General features: G+C 56.6%; 14 protein-coding genes and 1 tRNA gene. 7 read left to right on the forward strand and 8 right to left on the reverse strand.

Annotation, left to right across the window (positions count from 1 at the left end):
• Nucleotides 1–68 precede the first annotated feature (68 nt).
• The gene (locus H1B37_RS24465; protein WP_182869892.1) at nucleotides 69–5,429 is read right to left on the reverse strand and encodes a carboxypeptidase-like regulatory domain-containing protein; all 5,361 of its coding nucleotides are present in this window, start codon (nucleotides 5,427–5,429) and stop codon (nucleotides 69–71) included.
• Between the two features lie 474 nt (nucleotides 5,430–5,903).
• Here H1B37_RS24465 and H1B37_RS24470 point away from each other — a divergent pair, with 474 nt between their 5' ends.
• From H1B37_RS24470 to H1B37_RS24485, 4 genes are all read left to right on the forward strand, one after another.
• Complete coding sequence (locus tag H1B37_RS24470; protein ID WP_182869894.1) at nucleotides 5,904–7,511, forward strand: methyltransferase regulatory domain-containing protein; 1,608 nt, start codon at nucleotides 5,904–5,906, stop codon at nucleotides 7,509–7,511.
• 389 nt (nucleotides 7,512–7,900) lie between these two features.
• Nucleotides 7,901–7,974 (forward strand) — tRNA-Pro (locus H1B37_RS24475).
• A gap of 167 nt (nucleotides 7,975–8,141) precedes the next feature.
• Nucleotides 8,142–9,371, forward strand: coding sequence for a tyrosine-type recombinase/integrase (locus tag H1B37_RS24480; RefSeq protein WP_182869903.1), 1,230 nt, complete (start codon nucleotides 8,142–8,144; stop codon nucleotides 9,369–9,371).
• A 308-nt stretch (nucleotides 9,372–9,679) separates the two neighbouring features.
• Nucleotides 9,680–10,732, forward strand: coding sequence for a YaaC family protein (locus tag H1B37_RS24485; RefSeq protein WP_182869905.1), 1,053 nt, complete (start codon nucleotides 9,680–9,682; stop codon nucleotides 10,730–10,732).
• Between the two features lie 71 nt (nucleotides 10,733–10,803).
• Here the strand turns inward: H1B37_RS24485 and H1B37_RS24490 are convergent, their stop codons facing one another.
• Genes H1B37_RS24490 through H1B37_RS24500 form a run of 3 tightly spaced genes read right to left on the reverse strand, consistent with a single transcriptional unit; the run spans nucleotide 10,804 to nucleotide 12,808 of the window.
• Nucleotides 10,804–11,043, reverse strand: a complete 240-nt coding sequence (locus H1B37_RS24490) for a hypothetical protein (RefSeq protein WP_182869907.1) — start codon at nucleotides 11,041–11,043, stop codon at nucleotides 10,804–10,806.
• A 39-nt stretch (nucleotides 11,044–11,082) separates the two neighbouring features.
• Complete coding sequence (locus H1B37_RS24495; protein ID WP_182869908.1) at nucleotides 11,083–11,997, reverse strand: ParB/RepB/Spo0J family partition protein; 915 nt, start codon at nucleotides 11,995–11,997, stop codon at nucleotides 11,083–11,085.
• A gap of 1 nt (nucleotide 11,998) precedes the next feature.
• Nucleotides 11,999–12,808, reverse strand: coding sequence for a ParA family protein (locus tag H1B37_RS24500; protein ID WP_286178128.1), 810 nt, complete (start codon nucleotides 12,806–12,808; stop codon nucleotides 11,999–12,001).
• Nucleotides 12,809–12,958: 150 nt separating this feature from the next.
• On the opposite strand from H1B37_RS24500, the gene H1B37_RS24505 reads away from it, so the two are divergent.
• From H1B37_RS24505 to H1B37_RS24515, 3 genes are all read left to right on the forward strand, one after another.
• Nucleotides 12,959–14,272: a hypothetical protein gene (locus H1B37_RS24505; protein WP_182869910.1), complete on the forward strand. Its 1,314-nt coding sequence runs from the start codon at nucleotides 12,959–12,961 to the stop codon at nucleotides 14,270–14,272.
• A gap of 2,082 nt (nucleotides 14,273–16,354) precedes the next feature.
• Nucleotides 16,355–17,083, forward strand: coding sequence for a hypothetical protein (locus H1B37_RS24510; RefSeq protein ID WP_182869911.1), 729 nt, complete (start codon nucleotides 16,355–16,357; stop codon nucleotides 17,081–17,083).
• Nucleotides 17,041–17,697 carry a 3'-5' exonuclease gene (locus H1B37_RS24515; RefSeq protein ID WP_182869912.1) on the forward strand — a complete coding sequence of 219 codons (657 nt, stop codon included), beginning with the start codon at nucleotides 17,041–17,043 and terminating at the stop codon, nucleotides 17,695–17,697. The genes H1B37_RS24510 and H1B37_RS24515 overlap by 43 nt, the downstream gene beginning before the upstream one ends.
• On the opposite strand, the gene H1B37_RS24520 is transcribed toward H1B37_RS24515, so the two are convergent.
• The 4 genes from H1B37_RS24520 to H1B37_RS24535 all read right to left on the reverse strand — a co-directional run bounded on the left by H1B37_RS24520 (nucleotide 17,670) and on the right by H1B37_RS24535 (nucleotide 24,346).
• On the reverse strand, nucleotides 17,670–18,746 hold the full coding sequence (locus tag H1B37_RS24520) for an aminotransferase class V-fold PLP-dependent enzyme (RefSeq protein ID WP_286178134.1): 1,077 nt from the start codon (nucleotides 18,744–18,746) through the stop codon (nucleotides 17,670–17,672). The two genes, H1B37_RS24515 and H1B37_RS24520, sit on opposite strands and share 28 nt — an antisense overlap.
• Before the next feature lie 168 nt (nucleotides 18,747–18,914).
• Nucleotides 18,915–19,607 carry a hypothetical protein gene (locus H1B37_RS24525; RefSeq protein WP_182869914.1) on the reverse strand — a complete coding sequence of 231 codons (693 nt, stop codon included), beginning with the start codon at nucleotides 19,605–19,607 and terminating at the stop codon, nucleotides 18,915–18,917.
• 552 nt (nucleotides 19,608–20,159) lie between these two features.
• The gene (locus H1B37_RS24530; protein ID WP_220498357.1) at nucleotides 20,160–23,090 is read right to left on the reverse strand and encodes a DEAD/DEAH box helicase; all 2,931 of its coding nucleotides are present in this window, start codon (nucleotides 23,088–23,090) and stop codon (nucleotides 20,160–20,162) included.
• A 257-nt stretch (nucleotides 23,091–23,347) separates the two neighbouring features.
• Nucleotides 23,348–24,346 (reverse strand): tyrosine-type recombinase/integrase, encoded by a 999-nt coding sequence (locus H1B37_RS24535; RefSeq protein WP_182869916.1) that lies wholly within the window; start codon nucleotides 24,344–24,346, stop codon nucleotides 23,348–23,350.
• Between the last annotated feature and the right edge of the window lie 168 nt (nucleotides 24,347–24,514).

Here is a 24,514-nt window from a genome sequence, read left to right on the forward strand (position 1 = left end):
TGGCGACTTCCGCCACGATCAATTCCGCCACTTAGACAATCGACCTCCCCCGCAGCGTCCCGAGCGTCCTACGGCAACGTCACATCAACCCGCATCGTACGCTGCGGCCCCACCGTGACTTCCACCGGCAACTCCGTGCGATGCACGCGATTGTGAATCACTGCCCGTGCGGCCAGGCGATAGCTGCCCGGTGAAACCCCCGGGATCAAATAGCCGCCGTTCTCCGTCGATCGAACCGACCACCCAGCTGCTTCCTCGTCCGCCGACTCGCTCGAACCCGCTCCAACGCCCGAATCCTCTGCCGGAACCGCGATCAAACGCACCTCCGCTTCCGGAACATTCCGCTCCCGAAACTGAATCGTCCCGACCAGATCAACGGTTTGCTGCTTGACGCGCTTTGCACTCTCGGTCGCCGAAACGACTTCGATGTCGATCGACAACGGATCGCTTTCGTTGCCCACGCGATCGACGCCACGTACCAGCAACGTCTTCTTCCCGGCGTCGGGCCCCGAATCGACGGTCAGCACCCACTGGCGATCGGACGTCCGCGAGCCCGTAAAAATGTTTCCCGCGGCGGGAAACTCGCCCGTCCCTTCCAGATCAAACGCCGCTTCGACCTTGGTGACGTCGGATCCCTCGTCCCATGCCCAGACCTCCAGATCAACTTGGCCGTTGACGGCGACGAAGTCCAAGCCGTCGGTCCGGTGGATGGGACCGACGACCGGTGGCGCGGTATCGATCAACAACTCGATGCTGCGGACCGATTGAACCTTGTCATTGATGGTCAAGCTGGCCGCGACATCGATCAACAGGTTTTCCAGCCGCTGTGACGGCAAATCGATCAGGTGGTCCGAAACGGCATTGGTCAGTTCGATCGTGCCGTCGGGCGCGGACTTGACAAACCCGATCATCACCCCGCGGTCGGTCGTCAACGTCACACGGTCTTCAGGGTTCGGAACACCCGAAGCATCCAGGTCGATGCCCAAATCCAGATGGTCGCGTCCGTTCTCGAACGATCCGACGGGCGCGTCGATTTGGACGGCCACGGGAATCGACTTCGTCGCCCCCAGCACACCGCCCTTGGACGACGTCGCCATCCGCAGATCAACTCGATCCGTGATTTCGGGGACGTTCGTCAGGTGTTTGCCGCAAGGAACGTCAAAGATAAACGATCGCGGGTAGCCATCGACGTCGATGTAGACCCGCACCACACGGGGCGGCGGAATCGTCGTGGCGATGAACAGCTTCGTCGTCGGGTTCGATCGGCTGATCATGCCCTGCAACTTTCCCTTCGTCCGGCCGTATCGGTCGTCAGCCAATCGGCATTCGACGCGGACCGGCGCCCCTTCGGGCAAACGCGCCGGATCGGCGGCAGAGACTTCGATGGTGATTTGTTGTTTGGTTGTATCAAATCCGACCCTCGGCACCACGAATCGTCGCGGTCGCTGGATCGCAAACCGCACGTATCGGAACGTGGATTGTCCGGTCTCGCGATCATTCAATTCGACCAGCATCCCGTGCGGCATGTCGACGGATTGGATCGGTTCGGCCGCCGCGTCATCCTTTTTCGCCGGCTCTTCTTTGGGAGCGTCCGCTGCGTTCGCGCCCTTTGCGTTTTCGCCGCCCGGTTCCGCTTCGCCAGCACTCGGGAACGCGGGGTGTCCGTCTCCGGGGACATTCAGGTCAAAGCTTGCCAGCGGCAATGCCCCCACCAACAACGCACTCGGATCGGCGGGAAGCCGCCCCGACACCGAGACGTCCAGTGCGTAACAACGCATCGATATCGACTTCGCCCGAGAGGCATGATTGACAACGCCGAATCGAAACGTTTCTAACCGGTTCGGGTGCGGCAACAATTCCACGCCACCGACATCGGACACGAACGTCGCATCGCCTCGTCGGACCAGCACCTCGGCAACCGGCAGCATCACGTCGATCGAGCGACGGGTCAACAGAACCGGCGGCTGGGCATCGGACCGTGTCAGGCTGGACGGTTGGTAGACGTCGACCACCAACTTCGTCGTTTCCGACGCGTCGTCTCTCCGGGTGATCTTCAATGGCAACGCGATCGAACTCTCCGCCGCGATCGTGATCGGCTGCGAACGCCGCGTTCCGAACTGGGACGGAGTGTCAAAGAAACGTGGTCGAATCGTATCGGCTGCCGACCCCGATTCCCTCGCTCCGACACCCGCCTGCAGATCGACATCGATCAGTCGGGCTTCATATTCCAGTGAAACCGTGACCGACAGCTCACGGTCACTCGGATTTTCCATCGTGACCAGGATTTCGTCGTGATCGCCGTATTGCAAGTCGACTTGTTCGGGAGCAGTGACATCGATTCGGTGCAGGCCGCTCAAGGGATCGGTCGAACGGCACAGCAATTCGGCTCGCGTTCGGTATTGGTCCGACCAATCCGCCAAAGTGGTCGAGACCGTTCGGGTGTGATACGTCGACGCTTGTACCAAGCGACTGGCCTGCCATCGCAGCGTCGATCGAAGCTGCGATGCCAACGACAACGCATTGACGTCCACGCGGTCGAGCTGCCAGGCATCGCGTGGATCCAGCATCCGCAATAATCGGATGGCCATGCGTGATGCCGCCGGTGACACGGCACACGACGACAACGCCCGCTCCACCTCGGCCGCGCTGCGGTAGAACGCTTGCAACGCCGTTCCGAACTTCGAATGACTCTGCCAAACCGCTGCCACCTTCGCCCCCGATGGGGCCGCCTGCATGGACCGATACCCTTGTTCCAGCGATTCAAAAGCCGCGTCGACCTCTCGCGCCACCGTGACCGCGGCAAATTCGTTCGCTTCGACTCCGGGGATGTGGGATAGACGAACATAGCGTGATTCCAGCTTGGCTTGTTCGAACAGGAACTGCCAGTCTTCGGCCCCCGGGCTCAGATCCGCACCGCCCTGATCCATCGCTGCGACATCGTCGATGCCGATGTTGGCCAAGTCATAATTGGCGGCCAATTCTCGATCGCGTTGATCCGATGCGGCCAACAATTGACTCCGCAACGACGAACTCACCAGCGGTGTCCGCAGCAACAAATGGGCCTGGTGCGAATCGCCCGGCGTCGGCGTTCGCGCCAGCAATCGTTCCGCCGACGCATCCCCACACGCCGCTTCAACACTCGATTGAACGGATTCCAATTGTCGCCGCACCGTCACGAGCGTTGCCACACTGGATTGTCCCGGTTGATCCAGCAGGTCGGAAAGTTCAGTCGCCAGATCCAACAAGGCCGAGACGTCTTCAAAAAACATGCTTCGTTGTTCGGGCATGAACCGTGACATCCGATGCCAATGCAGATACGACGGCAATCGGGCCAACACAACTTCCAGCTGTCGCTCCGCCCGACGGACCTCGACGAAATCGTGCTCGGCTGCGGCGTAGATCATTCCCGCGTCTTGGAACAGGCTTTCGCACCGCTCTTGCCATTGCAGGCCGACGCGATCAACCACCAGTTGCTCGGCAAAGAAACGCAATTGGTCGGCCCGTTCGACTTCCGATCGCACCCAACCCGGCGACAACAGGTCCAATGCTGCGATGCGTTCGCCCGCCAACGTCGTCAGCGCGGCGATTTGAACCAAGCCCCAATCCAGATCCGGATCGTCGGCCAGTCGTTTCACGAAGGCCATTTCGATGTAGCCAGAAAATTCCGAACGCCATCGCGTTTTCAGCCACTCGTCAAACGCCTGGCGTTGGTCCTGCTCCAATGCCGCTTGTAACGACCCTAGATCAACCTCCAACTCACGCCCTTGAATCATTGCCGCCAGTCGGGCCAAGGCCACGCTGTGGGCTCGGTCGGGGTTCAGTGTGGTCAGCAGCGCGATGGTTTCTTCGGACGCTCCGCCAAACAGTGACTTCAGCGGCGGCGTGGGACTCCGGGACGCAGTCGTGTTCGCCGCGGGCTTGGATGGAAATGATTCTTCCAGCGTTGCTTCGATCATTTCGTCATCGTATCCTTTGCCGCCGCTAAGTTGCTGTTCGAATGCCAACAGTTCGGCTTGCAATTCACGCCACAGGTGCGGCTTGTTTTCGATCGGGCTCAAACTGGGGTCGAGCGCCGACCAGGCCAACGACGCAGTGTCACGCTGCTGCCACGCCTTGGAAAGAAGCTGCTTGGTTTTGACGGACACACCCTCCCCGGACGGATTTTCGTTTCCGTCTCCGGTTTTGCCCGAGCCGTCGGCGTGGCCGTCGGTACCTGCGTCGGGCCCGGCTGTGTCGGTGGCGTCGCCGGGGTCTGCGCCGCCATCGGCGTTTCCTGATTCGTCGTCAGCACCAGCCGAGGCGGCTTGGCCGGCGGAGTCCGACGGTTCACCGGCATCGTTGCCTGCGGCGCCGACGGACCCCATCGTGGTGCCGCCCGACGGGATGCGATTGGAAGCCAAGGTGACCTGCTGCCGCCGCAACAAACCCCGAATCCTTCCCGAACGCGACGACGATCCGCTGACGCCGTCGTCTTCATCCAGCGGCACGATCAGAGACGCAGCGGTCAGTTGCTTCGTCGGGTCACGCTCGAACAAAGTCAGCAATTCGGGATCGGGTTTCCCCGGTTGGCCGCCGCCCCAAATCAGCTGAGGAGACTGTTGTGCGCCACGGTCGGTGCTCTGGGCGACCCACTTTGCGACGTTGGCCGACGTGAATCCGACCAATTCACTCAGTTTGATCGTTCGATCGTGGTCCAGGTCCGCGGCCCCTTTCAACCCCTCGCCGACGAACATCCCGAAAACACTGCGGCGGGCGGCGCGTGAAACGTGCGAGTACTGCAGCGACGAATGAGAACAATAGACCCAAAGCGAGGGGTCGCGGGTTTGACGAACCGCGTTTTCCAACAGCCGCGGAAACTCGTTGCCGACCACCCCCAGTCCCGGGTCATAGTCGATCGTGCCCGCGTTGATCACAATCAATTTCGTTGCCGCCGGGGACTGGCGAACCTGGTCGAGCAGCGTTTCGACGGAGATGCGACCGAGATCGGGTTGGCGCAGGTCGAAGTTATCGCACAACAGGTAGGCTGTCGCGTTGTCCGTGACACCATGCGCGTTGATGTACAGGATCAAATTGTCACGTGCATTGACCTTTGTCTCCGCCAAACGGCCGGCCAGATTCTTGGCCGATTGCGCCGAACGAAGCGTTTCACTCTGATCGCGAACCTTGGCTTCGCGGATCGACGCGATCGCCTCCAGGTCTTCGGCGACAAAGGGAATCGGGGGCGTGTTGAACGCGTCGTTGCCGCGTGATCCGATCAGCACCAAGTGCGTTTGAGGTGCAAAGAACGGGGGGAACAACAGAAGAATCAGCACGACCGTCAGGGCCAACAGCCCGATCACGATCGCCGCGCGGCGTAGGTCGCGTGCGAGTCGTGCGTGACCCCGCTTCTTCGCGGCTGTCCGCCACGACGGTTGCTGATCTGGTTGCATGTTAATCCGTTCTGCTCAAATCAATGAGTGGCGTTCCGAAAGGCATCGTGCCGCGGAACAAAGAGTTTTCCGTTGTGGCATGAAGCCACGTCGCGCGGTGCGTCCGGTGCGACGCGGGTGCACTGCGCTATCTTCTTTTCGACGATTCCGGACGTCGTCCGCTCGCTCGCGTCAAGCAAGTTTGCTTTTGCCGAAAGATCGGTTTGCGACGCCCCGCAGCGTGTCAAAGCTTGACGAACATGCCGGATGGAGGAGGAATTTCACCGTTTTCTTGCCCCGAAATCTTCTCACCAATCTCACTCCCCCAGACGCGGTCCATTCATCCCGTCGTTCAGGCGAGGATGTAGACGGTTTCCGTTCCTCGCGTTCACGGTAGCATCAGCGTCCTGGAGCCAGCCTAGTCGCCCCGCATCATTCTGCCCCGTATCATTCTGCCATCCCCCGAAACATCCCAAATCGTTCGTCAGCACCTCAATGTCAACCGAATCCGCCCAACCCTTCAGCTACGACGAATACCCCTACGCCAGCTATCCCTACGCCAGCAGTCACCCACGCAACGTGGCCGCTCTGGCACAACTGTTCGGGATGAAACCGGCGGACGTTTCGCGATGTCGCGTCCTGGAGATCGGTTGTGCCGCCGGCGGCAATTTGATCCCGATGGCCGCCCGCTACCCCCAGTCACGATTCCTGGGGCTGGATGCATCGAAACGTCAAATCGACGAGGGGATTCCCGTCATCGATGCACTTTCGTTGGACAACATCACCCTGCGCCACCAGGACATCTTGGAATTTGATGCCTCCGAAGGCGAGTTCGACTACATCCTCTGCCACGGCGTTTATTCCTGGGTGCCGCCAGCCGTTCAAGCAAAGATCCTGTCGGTCTGTCGCCAGCATCTCAGCGAAAATGGACTGGCCTACATCAGCTACAACACTTACCCGGGATGGTACCTGCGACGTGGGGTCCGCGAGATGATGAGCTATCACGCGTCGGGCTTTGACGAAACACAGACCAAGATCAATCAGTCTCGCGCGTTGGTCGACTTTCTCGTGTCCGCCGTCCAGCCGAATCACGACGCCTATGAAAAACTGTTGCACGAAGAGCTTTCTGTCGTACGCGGTTCGGAAGACAGCTACATCTACCACGAGCACTTGGAAGACTACAACGAACCGCTGTTCTTTCACCAATTCGTGTCCCGCGCCGAGGCGAGTGAGTTGCGATTCATGTGCGAAGCTCAGTTCGGCAGCATGATCCCCAGCGAATACTCCGAAGAGACTCGGCAGACGTTGTCGAAGATCGCACCGGGGTTGGTCCAGATGGAGCAGTACTTGGACTTTCTGCGGAACCGAAAGTTTCGGCAATCGGTGTTGTGTCATCGTGAAGTCCAACTCGACCGGGCGATCCAGCCCGAGCGTTTGGAGGGCTTGTATGTCAACGCACCGTTGGCGGAGGTGGAACCGGAGGACACGTCGACCGAGCCGCCGGCCCGTGTCTTTGAACACGCATCGGGCCGTACGCTCACCGTCGGCAACGCGGTACAGGCCGAAGCGCTGCGCCACTTGGCCGCGGTCTGGCCCAGCGACATTTCAATCGACGCGTTGACCGAAGTCGCCCGCCAAGCCATCCCCGGCGAGCATCGTCCGGGAGTTCAGGAGTGCAAGCAGGAACTGTATGAGACGTTTTTGGAACTCTACTCGTCCAGCCTGGTCGGGCTTCACGCCACCCCTGCCGGATGCAGCTTGGAAATCGAATCCACGCCGTGCACAACCGCGCTGGTTCGCCGGCAAGCGAGGGCGGGCAGCCGGGTGACCAACCTGCGGCACGAATCGGTTCATTTGGACGACTTCGAACGTGAGATCATCAAACGGATGGACGGCCAAGCGACGATCGACCAGATCACCTCCGACCTGCTCCAGTACGGCGTCGCCCTGCAGTCCGAATCGCCGGATTCCGAAGCATTCCCGCCCGGGGCAGAGGTCCAATCGGTCACCCCGTCGCACGAGCAACTCCGAGCGGTCGTCGAGCAAAAGCTCAAGCGTTTCGCCCAAACCGGCCTGCTCACCCCAGTCACCGACTCCCCGTAGCGGAACTCGCCAAGAGTTTCGCACTCAGCAGTTGATTGACTCAATGCGTGACAATCAACCCAGCAATGCCAGCCCGACGCGTCAGCGAGGGGCAGCACGACCGCCGAGACAAACGACAGAAAAATGGGGGGGCAGAAAAATGGATCGAAGGGCCGGGGAAGCAGACAAGAAAATGGGTGGCAAGAAAATGTCGGGACGGCTTTTAAGGTCTGAAACCAGGAAAAACGTGGATCGCCGGAGTTTTCGGTTAGGTATTTGCAGCGGGCGGGGGTGAGGTTATATTACGCCCTCGATCGAAAAATTGCCGGCACAAGGATGCCGAGCGATCGCGATCGAAAGACATCGCGAGAGGCGATCATCAGCGGATGAGCGTCCCTCGCCACCCACATCGGGGCGTGGCTCAGCCTGGTAGAGCGCTACGTTCGGGACGTAGAGGTCGCTAGTTCGAATCTAGTCGCCCCGACTCGCAAAAACCGCGGTGAAACGCATTTCACCGCGGTTTCTTTTTTGGCCTCATCGGGAAATCTAGTCCAAATCTAGTCCAAAGTTGCACTTGCATTGGACTCGTATCGCTTGGCTCGCCCATGCCCCCGTACCTACGATTCGACCAGCTTCCCAGAGAGTCGAGTCGTGGCCAGCATCCAGCAAGATCCCCAGTCGAAAAACTTCCGCATCCGCTTCCGTTACGGCGGTCGTCGCTACTTTCGTTCCCTCAAGACGACTGAGCTGAAGGTCGCCCAATCGATCCTCGGTCGGGTTGAAGACACACTCAGGCTCCTCGAACAAGGTCGGCTAGAGATTCCACCCAAAGCCGAACCCGGCAAGTTCATTCTCAGCGACGGCAAGATCAACGGCGACAAGCAACACAAGAAGGACATCGCGCTGAAGGAACTGCTGGAGACCTACCAAAAACGCTTGCCGAACGGTGCCAAGGAACCGACCACCATCAAGATGGAGACCACGCACATTAACAACCTGCTGCGGCTGCTCCCCAAACGCCGATCCGCCAATTCGATCACTTCGGCCGACCTGCAGCACTACGTCGAAAAGCGATTGAAGGAGAAGCGGGGCGAGAGGTTCATCAGCCCCGAAACCGTCAAGCGAGAGATGGACACCTTTCGTAGCATCTGGAACTGGGCAACGCGTGAATACGTCGAAGGCCCTCCGCCAACGAGCGGACTCACCTTTGGTAAGCGAGACGAGAAACTGCCCTTCATGACCTGGGACGAGATCGAAACCAGGATTGCTCGAGGCGGTCTATCGGAACAGGAACAAGCCGATCATTGGGCGAGCCTCTACCTAACCATGGAACAAATTCTGGAATTCCTCAAACATGCCAAGGAGCACGCACGCTACCCGTTCGTCCATCCTATGCTCACATTAGTCGCCTACACCGGCGTGCGTCGTAGCGAGATGATGCGGTCCAGAATCGACGACTTCGACTTCGAATCGCGAATGGTTCTGGTACGTGAAAAGAAACGCAGTAAAGACAAAGCCACGACCTTCCGTCGAGTCGACATGGCGGAGCCAGTCGTCAAAGTTCTCCAGCCCTGGTTCGCGAATCACCCCGGCGGCCAATACGCTTTCTGCATGCCTTCACTCGACAACGAATCAATCGAGGCATTAACCTGTGACCAGGCACGCGACCAATTCCGCCGAACCTTCGCGAAGAGCAAGTGGCAGAAGGTCAAAGGCTTCCACGTCCTCCGCCACTCTTTCGCCTCCAACCTCGCCTCGAAAGGCGTCGATCAGCGAATCATCGACCTCTGGATGGGCCACCAAACCGAGGAAATGCGTCTCCGGTATCGCCACCTCCTTCCGACGACACGTAAGTCGGCGATTGGGCTGCTGACGGTTTGAGTTCAAAATGCAGTCAAAAATTAGTCGTGGCACCAACAGATAGCAATCATTTGTTTCATCCCGATGCTTGGGGCCTGACCAAATTCGATGGCAACGCTCTCGACCCCTAATAGCGGTCACGGAATGAACCCTCGCTCGTCAGCCGTTTATTCGCTTCGAGCAATCGAAGTCCAGCGATTTCAATCACCGTGCGACCTGATCCGATAATCATGGTCGTAGGGAATGCTCTTTCAACTCGTGCACCGCGCCCACATAAGAGTAAGCAACACTTGGGTGAAAGGTATCACCCACCCGAGAGCGTAGAAAACATGAAACGCGAGAGCATTTCAATCCGTGGCAGAGCAGTCACTTTGCACTCGGCGATTCTCAATCCAAAGTTTTCTTCCTCAACCGTTCTTTCTCCGGATCCTTGGGACTATGTCCTCCTATGGCTTCAACGCGAGCACAAGGATGACGCGCGCTTCTATTGGGATCAGGCGAGACAATTCTATCGAGCGAGCACCATGCTACCGCATACCGCTTCGCCGTTGACGTCCTATTACTGCTTTCTAAACGCCACAAAGGCGCTTTTGTCGACGCGTTCGCAGCTTCCGAGTCCAGATCATGGCGTAGCTGGGGATGTCTCAAGCGGACACTGCGCTCTTGTTAACGAGAGAGTGACATTCAAAACGGGAGGCGTCTTGCCGGCGTTGTGTAGGCTGCTCGGCGAAGGTTACCAGTCCGAGTCAACCTACGACATGAATCTGCTGTTCTGGAATCTTCCGTTTATCCATCGAGCGTATACAAAAACCTACTCATCTGCATCCGAGCTGTTCCTGCCAGTGGAATCACACGGATTTACGCGGAAGAAGAACTCGACCGAAACTTGGTACTGGGGATCCGTTCCGAAGCGTTACATAACGGGGAAAACAGAAGTGACGCTTCCCAAAGGCTTTGAAGTAGACAATGGAATTAGTGATCGCTGGGTATTTCGACGCAAACAGCGATTCAAATGGAACGGCAGAGATTTGAAGACGAGCTTAGAGGCATTAGCCCGGTATCATCGCGCGGTGCGTACTCGAATTTTTCCGATCTATGCTACAAAAAATCGGTGGTACCTCAAGAAAGCCATTAAGAATGCTGACGTTGTTTCCCACTCTCCACTACCGATCATGTTCGCTTGCATGCATCGGCTTAGCGAGCTGAGTAGATATGACCCTCAACGACTTGCACGGCACTTAGAACTTCAACACAACTGGTTGCTCGCTGAGTTCTTGGGATGCGCGCCTGCTCAGTTTGTCCATGGAATCGCGGCTGAAATCACCGGTGATGAATTTCTCGTTCCATCGAGCTTCCGAATGGATGGCGTTTCGAGAACTTGAAATTGACTGACATGAATCACAAGTGACGCACAGTCTGACAATCGATTCATTTTATTGGCTACTGATTGATCCTAGCGGGGCAGAACCGTGCCTGCGGAAATGGCGTAATCGGAAATGAGTCGCAGGGCGAGGGCTCGATCGCCGGCATGATACGCCGTTCGAATCCGCAGTTCGACCGGCGACGGCGACTCGAGTACCGCCCAAAACTTGCGAAGCGATGCATCGGGAATCGTCCGGTTTCCGTGGTCACATTCTGGTTCAAGTGACCGCAGCCCGCCAGCGTCGAAAGTTCCTGTGAATGACTGAAGCATGGTCCATTCGTACCATGACTCCGAGCGCATAGTAAAGCTTCAGTCGATGCGGATGTTGCTTTGAATCCTTGCCTGGACATCTTCGGTCATGTGGTCGATCGCTTCCATCAGCAAGTCATAAGTGCGACGGGTCGAATCGGAAGGTGGAACGGCGATGATCTTCCAGCCACTCTCAGTCTGAAACTCGAGCCGCTTATTCCTGATGGACGGACGCGGTTTCTTTTTTCGCTGGCGCACCGCGTCTTGGGTTTGCTTGAGTGTCATCCCTGCGGCCACCTTCTCGGCGATGGCATGCTTGGCGTCGTCGTCCTTGACCTTGCTGATCTCGTAGGCCGAGCGGGCTGCAATCTGGCCACTGTCGACACGTTGTTGGATTTCTTGTGGCAGATCAAGAAGCGCCAGCGCGCGACTGACTGTGGATGCCGGCACGTGCATTTGCTCTGCAAGCTGCTTGCCATTCCAGCCGCGAAGCTCCATCAGCGACGAGAAGCCCCGCGCTTGTTCGATCGGGCTCAGTTCCTCGCGGAGCAGATTCTCGATCATCTGAAGCTCGAGTACTTCCGCATCGGAAAGCTTCTCTTCGTGGCAGAGGCACTCGACGGTTTCCAGTCTTGCGCGTTGCGCTGCTCGCCATCGGCGCTCACCACAAATGATGATCCACTTGTTATCACCCCCGGACCAGCGGACTCGGATGGGGGCAAGTTGGCCCTTTTCTTGCATGCTTCCGGCAAGTCGTTCGATCGACTCCGGCAAAAACTCCTCACGTGGTTGCGACGGATCTGGAATGATTTGATCGATGCGGATGGACGCAGCGCCGCGTAGCGGCCTTCGCCCCGCGTCCTTAAGTGATGCAACCGGACTCAGTTTAGGATGTCCACCGTTCTGACGGCGAACACCGATCGATTCATCGAGATTGCCACTCAATTGACTCAGCCTGCTCTGCGTCGTTGCCATCCTAAGCTACTCGTTGTCCTGCGTTTCTATCATCAGAACGGTCGAGAATCTCACGACACAGAGTTTCTGTCAAATCTGCGGCGCGGGATTGGGGACCATTGAGCGCCGCCGGCGTTCTTTCGGCAACCGCTAACTTGAAGGCTACCAGCTCCGGCAAGCGGTTGATCAACACATCACCCGCGTAATAGTTTCTCAGTTTCTGCTCGTAGACCTTGTGTACGATCAGCCGGCTATCACACCGGGTCACGAGATGTCCGAGTCGCTGCAGTTCCGTATTCAGCAAACGTGCGTGATCGATCGCTTGATGAACGGCTCTGAGTCCCTGCGTTCCAAAGTCCTCGGGTGTCACCGGAATAATGATCCATCGGGATGCAATCATCGCCGACCAGGAACAGCGAAATAGGTTTGGAGGGCAGTCGATCAAAACAATGTCGTAGGCGTCCTGCTCGGAAATGAACTCCCGTAGCGAATACTGGCTGAGGCCAGATTCCTCGGGTTGCGGTGAGTTGAAAATGGCAAGTGTTTGATTCGCCGGGCAAAGATCAATGCGTTCGAACGGAGTACGGTGGATGAGCCTTTTCCAGTCGGCGAAGCCCCAAGTTTCCTCGAAGAGAGCGGCAACCGTCTCGTCGGCCGACAGTCCCTCTACCGTCGACGACCCCAGAAATCCCTGGCTCAGCGAGCCCTGCGGGTCAACATCGATCGCGAGCACCTTGAGACCGATCGCAGCGAAACCGCCGGCAAGATGGAAGCAGCACGACGTTTTGCCAACGCCGCCCTTCTGATTCATCACGCAGAATACTCTGGTCATCTTACGCTCCGATTGAGAATTGCCAGTGGCAATTCCAGCTAAACCATCGTCGCGACTGAGAATTCAGGTGGTCAAGCAATGTCACCGTTTTCTTGTGTTGCTGATTCACACAACGTGATATGTCTCAGTCGTTTAATGCACTTAAACCACATGAACCGTCGAATCAGCAAGGAAATTCGCAGTGGTGTCGGCCAATTGACTTTGGTCGAGCATGCGCTCTGCCCCCTCGACGCCCGGGCGTCGGTAGTCAGCAACCTGGTTCACCAGGCAACCTTCTCCTATTCCGACAAGCAGCGCCGGCGCCAGCTTGGCCACGCACAAGTCTTCTGCCCCCTCGGACTATCGCCCAATGACGAGTTCTATCTCTGGGGGCTGCTATCGATCACGCTGTCGAATCCGCAGATGCAGGGTCAGCTCCACGCTACACGCCACTACCTGCTCCGGCGATTGGGCATGATCGATACACAGGCGCGACGAGGTGGTCGGCAATACCGGGATTTCTCGCGTGCGATCGAACGCCTGTCTAGCGTGCGGTACCAGTGCGACCGATTCTACGATCCGATTCGAGCGGAGCACCGCAAGGTAAGCTTCGGGTTTTTCAGCTACAGCATCCCCTTGGACGAGGAGTCGAATCGGGCGTGGAGGTTCGCTTGGGATCCGGTATTCTTCGAGTTGGCGAGCGCCACTGGCGGATCGATGCGATTCGATTTAGGCGTCTACCTTCAGCTGGACGCTGCAAGTCGCCGGTTCTATCTGTTCCTGTCAAAGCTTTTCTACCGGCGCGACGTCACCCCAAGGCTAGACGTTCAGCAAACCACGGAGCAGGTTCTCGGCGTCGCATCAACCGTAAGCCTCCGTGACAAGGTAGCGAAATTCCGTCGATGCATTTCTATCCTGAGAGAGCATCGCATCGTTCGTGACGGAACCGTCACGAGACTCGGCAAAGGACAGTTTGCCGCAGTTCTCCACCGCGGCTCGTTATTTGCCCTTCGTGCTGCGCTGCCTGAGTTCGAATCTCCACTTGTCGAACCGCTGCAGGAAATCGGATTAGACAACACCGGCGTGAATCGCATCCTGCGGCGCTACGACCATCGCATGGTAGCCGAATGGGTTGATATCACCTTGGCAGCGAAATCGCGATTCGGTTCACGGCATTTTTCGAAGAATGCTGCCGCGTACTTGATCGATAATCTCAAGAACGCAGCCAAAGGTGGACGGACACCTCCCGACTGGTGGCACGAGATCCGCAATGCGGAAATGATGGCGTCCGACCAGCACACCAATCGCAAGGAAGGCAAACGTAAGAGACGCAGTTCCGCGGAAGAAAGCTGTCTCGAGCGCATCGGCAATGTTCACGATTCCATCTTCCGCCATTTTCGAGCCGCCGGCCAACCCGACGAAATAGCAAAGAAGAATGCCAAGCGGTTTCAACGCACTCGTCAACAATCTCAAGATCTCAACTAAAAAAGCAGCCCTTTGCTTCCGTACTTCTTTGATCAGTACTTTGGGGCTGGGCGATCCGGCGCGCTTTCCACCCAAAAATGCTGAGTCAATCCACCCGCTTGCATCCAGCCGTTCCGACCACGACTGCCGAAAAGTGCGACGGGTTCGACACGTGTTCTGTCCAAGTGTGCGACGGGATCGACACGCGATCGACGGAAAAAGTGCGACGCGATCGACACGTTGCTGATTCTCCCCGGTCCAAGTTATCCACAGACTTGATTTACCTTGTTTCGATTCACGATAACCGATTCACATCGCCACCGATCACACCATGAATTGGGAGAATCCGACGGTTCCCATCACTTTTCATCGCTGAGGAATGATCGCATACATAGGCCCGTGGTGACGGGTCTCCGCCCGTTACCTTGTCGTCAACTCACGTTCAACGTTACCGCTTGAAACTCAGCGGAATACCTGCTGGGAGCGAAAAGCGGTGAGCTGACGTCTCTGGTCAGGGAAAGCGGACCCGGTAAACCTGGTCTCATCAACCAGGCTAAGGGTCGGAAGTCTTGCTGACTTCCCTCGCGCTTCCCTTCGAGCTGGGTGCATGGAGACGTGCTCGCCCAGTTCAACGGAGGCTCGTTGGAGTAATCCTTCATCGGCGTGCACGCTCGCTTCGTAAGCGAGAAGCACGCCCGAAGAGTAATCCCAGCGTTCTATCCGATTCACGCAGTGTGTGGATTCGGGCGATGCGGAAAAACCTCGTTTGTGAATGCACAATCGAGGCCGCGTCGGTGAAACGAGATCAAATTGCTCTCGTTTCTGTCCTCACGACACTTTGTTGTGAAGGCACAAAGCGGGTGAAAATCCCGTCCGCGGGACTGATGGAGCGAGACTCCATCACCGTGACAGCGGTCACGGTGGGACTTATGCATTGTGAGTTCCTTTAACGCGGCTGGTGTGGGGAGCCACGGGTCTGGCAACGGATTCGTCCGACGGGTGACTCCGTCGGGGACCGGGCTAAAAACCCGGCCGGTGAAAAGCTCAACCACGAAAGGCCCAACTGAATAGGTATGGGAGGGCTTACCAGTAAGATTCTTCGGAGACGGTGCCAAACTGGAACCAACCGTCCTGGGGCGATACCCCGAGCCTCTGTATCCGTAGGGGGAAATCTGGCTCGCGCGCGAGTCAGGAAAGTATGGCTGACCGGAAGGCAGCACATACCAGGGCGGTCGAGTGGTAACACACTCTACCGACGTGACCGAAGAATCGAAGACCGGCGCTAACGCAGGAACCGCTGCGGCTGTCGGATTAGCAACCCGGTGCCAGGCCTAGTCAGCCTGGTGATTCAAACGCCGTAGTGGGGGAGAGTGGCCTGAGTAGAAAGTCGGCCGGAAGGCCGAGCGATGCTGGGTGCGAAGGTACCCACATGCCAATCGCTGTTCTGTGATTTACGCGTGCACGGCTGGCCGTCGTGGCTCGTCCACTTAGCCGGGAGTGATGACCCGAGTCAGTGGCGACGAAAGGGCTGAGGGGTTTCCGGAAACGGAAGAAACCCTGATCAGAGATGTGGTGGCGAGTTTTGCGCCTGGTCGCAATGCTCGCCGCCGTCGGTTACCAGCGCTGCGGCTACAAGTGGCGTGCCGGAAGGCACGTTTCTTGTGGCAGCGGATTGTCGACGTACGCTCCACGTGCGCCTTGGCACATGTGGATGTACGGCGGGGGTTTTCAAATTGCAGTCACCATGAATTGGTGAGCAACACTGAGGGATGCAGTGTTGCGAAGCAATGAGAGTGACTGCACTGTGGGCGATTCAAGCCGCTGTTTCGACGCGTGGTCCTCGTACGATCATTCGTCTGGAATGACAGCGGACACCCGCCAGCGGTTGTCAGAAAGGATTTGCGACTTACGGCTTTCGTGGAGTTGAGCCTCAATCAACTCCACCAACTTTCTTGTTCTATCACGAGCGAATCCTCATTTGGACACGAGGGCAACGAACAAATTTGTTCGTGACATATCCCCAGTAACTTGCTGAGAGATGGCTCGGGCGACTGAGTTCTCCAGCGAACATTGGGAAGAATCAATCGGGGTGCGGTCGACATCATGAAGTACCGATGTGTGGCTTCAAGTCCGGAAGGACTGGTTCAATTGCTAGCGGCATCATACTTGCGCCACGGCTATTTCTGGTATGTGACCGGAAGAATCAAAGGCTCGAAAGATCCCGCTGAAATCGACAGAAAGCTAGTTGACAAGTACCAAATCGCACTCACGGCTCGTGAACGCGCGCGGAGAAAGGAACGCGGCATCGCGAACATGCACTACGTTCGTTACGATCGCTGGTTCATATTGCTGGCGACCGAGGGCAACCATGCTTTTAAGCAGGAAGAGAAAAAGTCGATTCGGGATTGCCGCCGTGTAGCGATCAAGTTTGCTGGATATTCAATCAGCTATCGCCGTGGCGGTCGGACACCCAAGGGAGGTTCTGATCCGAAGTGGCATGCTCACGTCAGGATCGATACGACGACCTATAGCGAGCTGAGAGCCCACCTCGTCGGTTTGGCCACTCATCGTTCAGCCGAATCGCTTGCCCAGGAGTTTCGCAAGATCGACTTCGCTCGGTATGCGCCGATAAGACGTCAGCTTCTCAACATCCTCCGGGCGGCGAACGCGGCTCGGTCTAGAACCGGATATGAGTCAATTCCTCATTCCGCACTCAACCTCAGACGGACCATCGTGCCCGTTTACGCCGAGGACGAAAATGTAAATGGCAGCAATTTGGAGGCAGGGCAATGGAAAACGACGCTCTCGAAAAAATCGTGTTCTTTGATTTAGAAACGGCCGGTGGGGACATGACCCAGCCAATCACGCAGATCGCAGCGATCGCCGTTGACAGCTCGCTATGTGAGCTCGAATCTTACGAAGTGAAGATTCTCTTCAATGAAGACGATGCCGATCCGGCCGCCCTTTATCGAAATCACTACGACCCCGATGTTTGGAACGGCGAAGCGGTCGACAAGAAGACGGCTGCCTACGGCTTCAAGAAATTTCTTCAGCGGCATGCGACTTATGACATGGTCTCGCGTGAAGGCAATCCCTATCAAATTGCTCAGCTTGTCGCCCATAACGGTGAGCTGTTTGACGGACCATTCATCCATGAGTGGTACCGACAACTCGGCTTCCGATGTCCAGCCCGATACCTGGTCCTATGCACCAAGCAGCGGGCAATGTGGATGTTCCAAGAGGATCGCGCGCTGACTCCACCGGCGGACTACAAGCTCGGCACTCTCTGTGAATACTTCGGGATCCAGTTGCGTCCGGAGGAAGCACATGATGCTCTTGCCGACGTGCGGGCAACACTCAACCTTTACCGGGCAATGACGGAACACCAGCGAGCTTCGTCGGTATACCAGGCAAACGGTCACCTGACTTGGGTCAGGGCCAACTGAAGCGTTTGCCGGCTGTGATCGTCGAAGGGCTCGGGAGGCATCGACAGGCGAATTAACGATTCGTCGTAGGCGGTCACCGTGACACCGCATTTGCCGAGCCGATATCGAAGTGCGTCCCGTTTCGACGGCCGTTTTTCACGTGGACGCTCGAGCAGTAGAATCCCTGTTTGCAGCGACGAGTCCTTGGGACCAACCGGTCGCCAGCCTGCATACTGAGCGATCGCTCGCGTTTGTCTGGCGTTGTAAAGCCGTCGTTGAAATCTTGCCCGACGCTTCGTGTCGGATTCCGGAACATCAACTAACGCACCGCGAGCCGAAAACATGGGACAGATGTTGGTCGTTTCCAGAAACCCGGAAGAGTGTTGACCCTCGAGTTCGCGGGAAAACCGCAACAGCGGATCGGATACGCCGCTTTGCTTTGCAGCGGCCCGATCAATCATCTCTCGGGTCTGACGTCGCCCGTACAACGCAAATCCCATTGGCATGTATGCCCTCAACCATTTGTGGACACCGCCAATGAACATGTCATAGTCATCGTGAAAACTAAGCCAATCGAGATGCCCGACTGCCTGTGCGCCATCGATCACGACGAATCGAAGCTCGCGTCGGGATCGGATGGACCGGACGATTTCACGAATTGGCATCCGCGTTCCCAGGTGGTCCACAGCCGGCAGGAATAGTCCGTCACAGTCATTCGCGATGTAACGCTTCACGATGCGATCGACAACTTCAGTGACTGCGAAACGGCCACCGAAGATGTCACGACGAATCGGTAAGCTGGTGATCGCGGCACCGGTGCGTTGGGCTGCGCGTTCGACCTGCTGCTGATAAGCCGGCCAGCTCATATCAGTTGTCAGGACGTAATTGCAAAGCCGAAACATTCTGCGAGCTGCAAATCGCAGCAGTGCCGACGAACGGTTTGCAATGAGAATGCGATGTTCCGGCGGAGCGCCTAGCGCTCCTTTGATGGTCTGTTTCAATTCAGGAACGCCACCCCAACATGCCAGTCCCGGATACTCTCGCCGCAAGCGTCCCGGGCACGCATTCATGCCTTCGGTTAAGAATCGATCAAAGTACAGGCCCGATGGTTGGCTCGCGGTCAAGCGAGCGAAGTCGATTTGTGCTTGTAGTGCGCCCGGCGAAGTTTGACCCAGCCGAGCGGTGTCGAGGTAGAGCTGACGCAAGACCACTCGTGGGCAGGAAGTACAAACTGGATCTTAGTCATCAATTGAGAACTGATCCAGTAGATCTCCGTAAGCGGTCGCATAAACATCCAGACGCTTCCAGCGCTCTTCAGCTTGCAAGATTTGGTCCATGTTGAAGTTCAGCTTGAACTTGACCGTGCGCCCCGTATCGTCAAGCGTCTGATGACCGACCGCGCGGGTCCCGTATATGCCGATGTCCGCAACTAAGTCAGTTTCACCAGCCAACTGAGACTGGCGAACTAGCTTGATCCAGATTCCAGCAACATGTTGCTCATGAATCCATTGTCGGATCCTGGACGCCGGCAATGGTTCATCAACCGGCCAATACTCGTCCGCGACGATGGCAATCCGCTCCACCTTTAGCTGTTCGCTCTCGTGGAGTTCCAGATTGAGCCGAAGGCTCTGCCGCCCCGGTTCATCCTGCCAGTATCGATCCGTGTTGATCCACGAAACCGACCGGTAGAGAAACAGTCCTCGGCTGCGCAGCAAGGTTTCATAGACGAGTCGCCACGTCTCCGTGCCTTGAAACGAAATGACACCCTCGGAAATCTGACCAAGTTCAGTGGACAACTTGCTGATCCGCCCAAGAGCCACTTCCCGAAAGATTGGGTCGTTTCGCCAGCTGACATTCTGAAGATGTTTGCCGATGCCCTGGTAAACGTCGAATACCTCAGAATCACGGGCCAGCGCAAGGGCCGTGTTCATCACGGCCGAATCGCTCTGGCCCGTCCTTCGCAAGAGCTGCCAGAGAAGAGCAGCTACCACTGCCACAAGAATCAGGGTGATTTCAGGTTCGAGCCCATGAAGAGGCGTCAACCGGATGACACTCGCCAACACCAAGCCAACACACGCGCCTCCGTATGCCGCGACCGTTCCGCCGCTAGAGAGTTTCTCACTGTCGCCACGCCTCATACCCCGGACGGTACGACAGTTGGATAATTCTCGCAAGGCAATCTACACCAGCCGTTCTTGTCTGATTGGACTATCGGTGCGGAAAGGGGAACGGACCGCTAATCTCGTTGGACCCAGCCGCCGACATGCGGAAGCACTGCGCCTTAAGCGAGCGTCGGTCGCGACCATCGATGTAAACCAGACTTTTCCGACCAACCCTATCCCCACCGATGTTTCGACCGCGCATATCTTGTAAGATGCGTGAAAAACTAACCTATCGACCAGAATGAGCCGGAGCATGTGGTGGCAGAATTGATTTCACGTCGTCTTGGCCTAAACCCGTGGAATCTCCGACACGCCTGTTGCTTACTTAGACATCCAGATCAAAGGTGGGATGTCGGAGTTTGAGGAGACATATTCGCTTGCAGCTGCAAGTACAGATTCTACACCTTCGTTCAACTTAGATTCTGATAGACCCGGTTGAACAAGAACCACTCTGTACTCGAATCGTTTCGCGGCAGCATTTGAAAGAATACGCTGAAGCTGCTCGACCGTTCCGCGTTTCAAAACGGACCCAGTCGCGATTCGACTTACAAGCTTCAATTTCAACTCTTCTGGACGACGACTGTAAGGCAGACATTTTACGATCTGTCCAGCAACCTCATATGCGTCGTCTACCCGGCTGCCAGCCTTTCTTGGTCGCTCGGTTTTCTTGCCGCTGGCGCCCTTGCAATGCGCAAGACGACAGATGACCGCTTCGTCAGTTTCAGTCAATGATATGTAATCCGCAACCTCATTGGATCTATGATCGTAGATGACGACATCGGCAGTGGAACTCAAAAACTGCTGTTCTGTGAAGTCGTGGATTGAGTCCATTCCCGCGCGAGCACCGGAGCATTCGTGTTCAATATCGACGCTAACACCAAATGCATCGAACGTTCGAATTAAGGAATGGTCGAGCGGGCCATTTTGTGCGTGGCGGTACCAATCTCGACCAACAAGAGTAGAAAAGTCCGCGAGGAAAAAAGTTGGCGGTCTGATTCGCAAATACTCTTCAAGTGTGCCATCAACCAGCTTGCCAGGGACAATCAAGTCGGCCCCCGAATCAACACGACTAAACAGCTGGTTGGTATTAGGCGAATATGAAAACCTACCAATGGGAATTGCATCGGCTAGCACATCAAACTCAATCTTGTCAGCCGTAAGGGAACCGCGATCGATCTGCAGCTCAAGGCCAGCCACATCACGGATCTCACCAATCTCTGAAATGGTTACCTGTTGGCTGTGCTGGTATGCGTGTTCGTTCCAGACAGCGGCGAGCGGCACGGAGGGCAATCGATCGATTCGCTGCCCGGTAGCCAAGTGATCCAGGTTGGACCCGGTGACAACAGGAGACGTGTTCGCTATTTCCATCGCCAACGCATGACACCAATCGACGAATCGTGGCACGAGCTCGTACTTGTTGCTCCAAATCTTCGATAGCGTGCTGACACCCAACGTTACTGGTTCGTTCTCGCCGGTACTTCCACCGAAAACATGACCGCGGCTTCTCGTATTTCCGTCAGTGCGATTTACACGGCGGTCCGCGTGCGGTCCTGTCAGCGTCCGGTAACTTTCGTCCTGGCCGCCGATTTCCCGGTTTCGCATTCCCAAGTTGTAGAAGCGTGGATTCTTTAAAAGTCGAAGCGCTCGACTTATCGCACCATGTGACAGTGGGGAATACTCCACATCAGGCTGATCCAAGTAGAGACTCTCTACGATATTCTCGTACAGCTCCTCTCCATGTTCCTGAGAGTTAACGAAAAGAAGTTGATTGAGGCGATTGTAGTGAACGATCACCAGTAGGTGTTTGGCATCGGCAAGCGAATTGTTGTCTAGCCACTTGGGTTTGGTTCGGCGCTGGCAGATCAGCACCGCAGACGCAAGGTCATCTGAAACAGCGTGGAAAATCAATTCGCATCCGCGAGGAACGAATGGTTTGAGATTCCAGTTGGGCTCGTTTTCGCACCGATAGACTTTTGCGTGAAAATAGGGGTTAAGTGAGTCGATCGTAACGTCGACGTCGTCTTCGTCAACGGCGAAGTCGGTGTCGAACGAAGCGAGCCCGTCTCGAACTGTCTCTTCCTCCGTGATTCGGGCGTCAGAGAGGTTTGCAACAAGGTCTTCCCAATTCGCTCCACTCTTGAAGAGTTCGCGAACTTCGGCGTCAATCTCTTGCGGTACGGCTATGAACTTGGCTGTGCCAAGTCCGTCGGCATTTGTTCGAGCAAACCTTCCGACGAATTGCAACGTAACCGCTAGTGATTTGTGTGGCGCATGCAGCGCAGCCAGCTTTAGTCTCGGGAAGTCAACGCCTTCGGCAAACATGTCAACACACACCACGCCGTCAAGTTCACCTGACTCAAGTTTTTTTACAACCGATTTGACGTGCTTCAGGGAGTGGCCGCCAGTGACAAGTTGTACGCGTAGCGAAGTTTGCGATTCGTAAATCCCAACCAGCTCTTTTGCGCGAGCTACTGAATCAGTACGCACCATCATTCGGTGATCCAGTCCATTCCCTTTGTCTGCTAGGTACTCGCTTTCGGCCAGTTTTGCGATGGCCAAGTCGTGATTGTCGGTGTCATCAACTTCGCATGGGATGTATTCCACACTCCCATATGTCCCATCTTCGATTGCCGCTTTCAGCGGGTAGCTGTACACCAACTTGCCGGCCAGAAGCTTCTTGTCCCTCCGGAATGGTGTTGCCGTGAAATACGCGTTTAGGGCGTCCGGGAAAGAACTGAGCAAAGAAACGTATGATGCCGCCGGCGAATGATGGGCCTCGTCGACTAGCAGCAAAGAAAAGAGATCTTGTGGCGGCGCTGCGATTCCATCGATGGACGGCGAAGCACTCATCGTTGTCGTTACCACGACATCAAAATCCCTGAGCGACTCCCATTCGTCAGCCGATTTTATCCTTTCCTTGACCTCGTGTACCGAGGGACACTTTAAGTCTCGCGGGAGAACGCCGAGGTCCTTGAGCAACGACAGGTTTTCAAAACCAGATGAGATTTGATCTCGGACTAGGCGACTTGGAGTAACGACCAACGTTCTACCGCTTGACCAAAGAAACGGTGTCAGCTGCAAAATGGCGGTCTTTCCCGTACCCGTTGGCAGCGCAACGACCGCCGGTTCGGTGCGACGGGTCGAGTGAGACAGCAGGGCAGAAGCCGCCCCAAGCTGGGGGCGGCGAAGTCCAGTTGCGCCGTCAGGAAGTAGATCAATCTTCCGGTGATTCTTTCGAAAGTACTCGGACATCCCTTTCTCAAAGCCGGTGTCAATGGGGTTTTGCAATCGACGAAGCGAGTGCGACCTCGCGCCTCCCACTCAAGCGGGGCAAATTGCGCGCCAGTAAAAACAGGGCAAATAGGGAAAACAGGAAGTCTGTCAGGGTGAGTGGCTCATGCCAAAGTGACATTTCTGCACAAATTGGCAGACGGATGGATGTATCTCAGTTAGTTGAGCGTTTCGACCATGCGGCGAATCTCGTCCAGCGCATCGCGGACGTTCGCTGTCTAGATCGAGATCCGTTCAACTATGTTCCGCGTAACTTCCCGATGGCGACGGTCATAGAGGCGTGTGGTTCGCGGATCGGCGTGGCCGGCGAGCATTTGGACGTCGGCGAGGGGGACGCCCTGGTGCAGGAGATCGGTGATCGTGCAGACCCGAAAGGAATGGGGAGAGAAGGTCGTTGATAGACCGGCGTCGGTGAGTCGGCGTTTGACCATCCGTGAGATGTCGCCAGTGGTCATGGCGTTGTTGGTGAGCGATTTGGTTCGGCGGATCGTTGTTCGGAGTAGTGGTGACTCGGTCGCGAAACCATCGAGCCCGGCCGATTCGATGTACTCAAGGAGGAATCCGCGCAGGTCGTGGCGGACCGGAATCTCGCGAAGTTTCGTTCCTTTCTCGGTGAGCCGGAGACAGTATTGGTCGCCAACATCATAGAAGTCGCGACGCCGGAGCTTGGCTAGGGCGCCGACTCGGGCGGCGGTGTAGATAAGCATTGCGATGATCGCTCGGTCTCGGAGGCCGACGACCGAGCTGGTGTCGATGCTGACAAGCAGTGTTCGGCATTGCTTGACGGTGATCTCGGGTGTTTTGCCTTCGATGACTTGCAGCCGCTGGCTGCGCACGGCAGCCGCTGGATTGAGCACGACAACGTGGCGAAGCACAAGTTCGTCGAAGAAGTGACGTAGCGCCGCGAGATGGAGTTTCTTGGTCGCCGGCGCGTAAACCAGCTCATCCATGTAGCGGCCGACATGAGACGGAGCGATGCGATTGAGTTCGATGCCTCGGTTGAAACACCAGCTAAGAAACCGTCGCACCGCATGCATGTAGGCTCGCCTGGTGCCGGGATTTCGCAACCGACCGTAGACAAATTCCTCCCAAGCGAATCTGGCTGTCGGACCAGCCGATGTGATTAGTGCTGGTGCGGGATTTGACTCACGATGAATCATCTCGGTGTCGCAAGCACCGACAACAATCAGCGAGCGATTGTTCGAGTTGTCATCCATCTATTCCTTTGTGCGCCCAATCGCTGTAGCCATCAACCCGTTACTTGGACATTGAAACAATTTTCAGACAATGCAAAGAGCCGGTTTGCTCACTCGGCTTGTCGGACAATCATTGCCCTGGTGAGTTTTTCGCGACGATTTCAGTAACGCGTGAAAACGTCCTTTGTC

Source organism: Stieleria mannarensis (assembly GCF_014154935.1).
In the GTDB taxonomy this organism is placed as follows: domain Bacteria; phylum Planctomycetota; class Planctomycetia; order Pirellulales; family Pirellulaceae; genus Stieleria; species Stieleria mannarensis.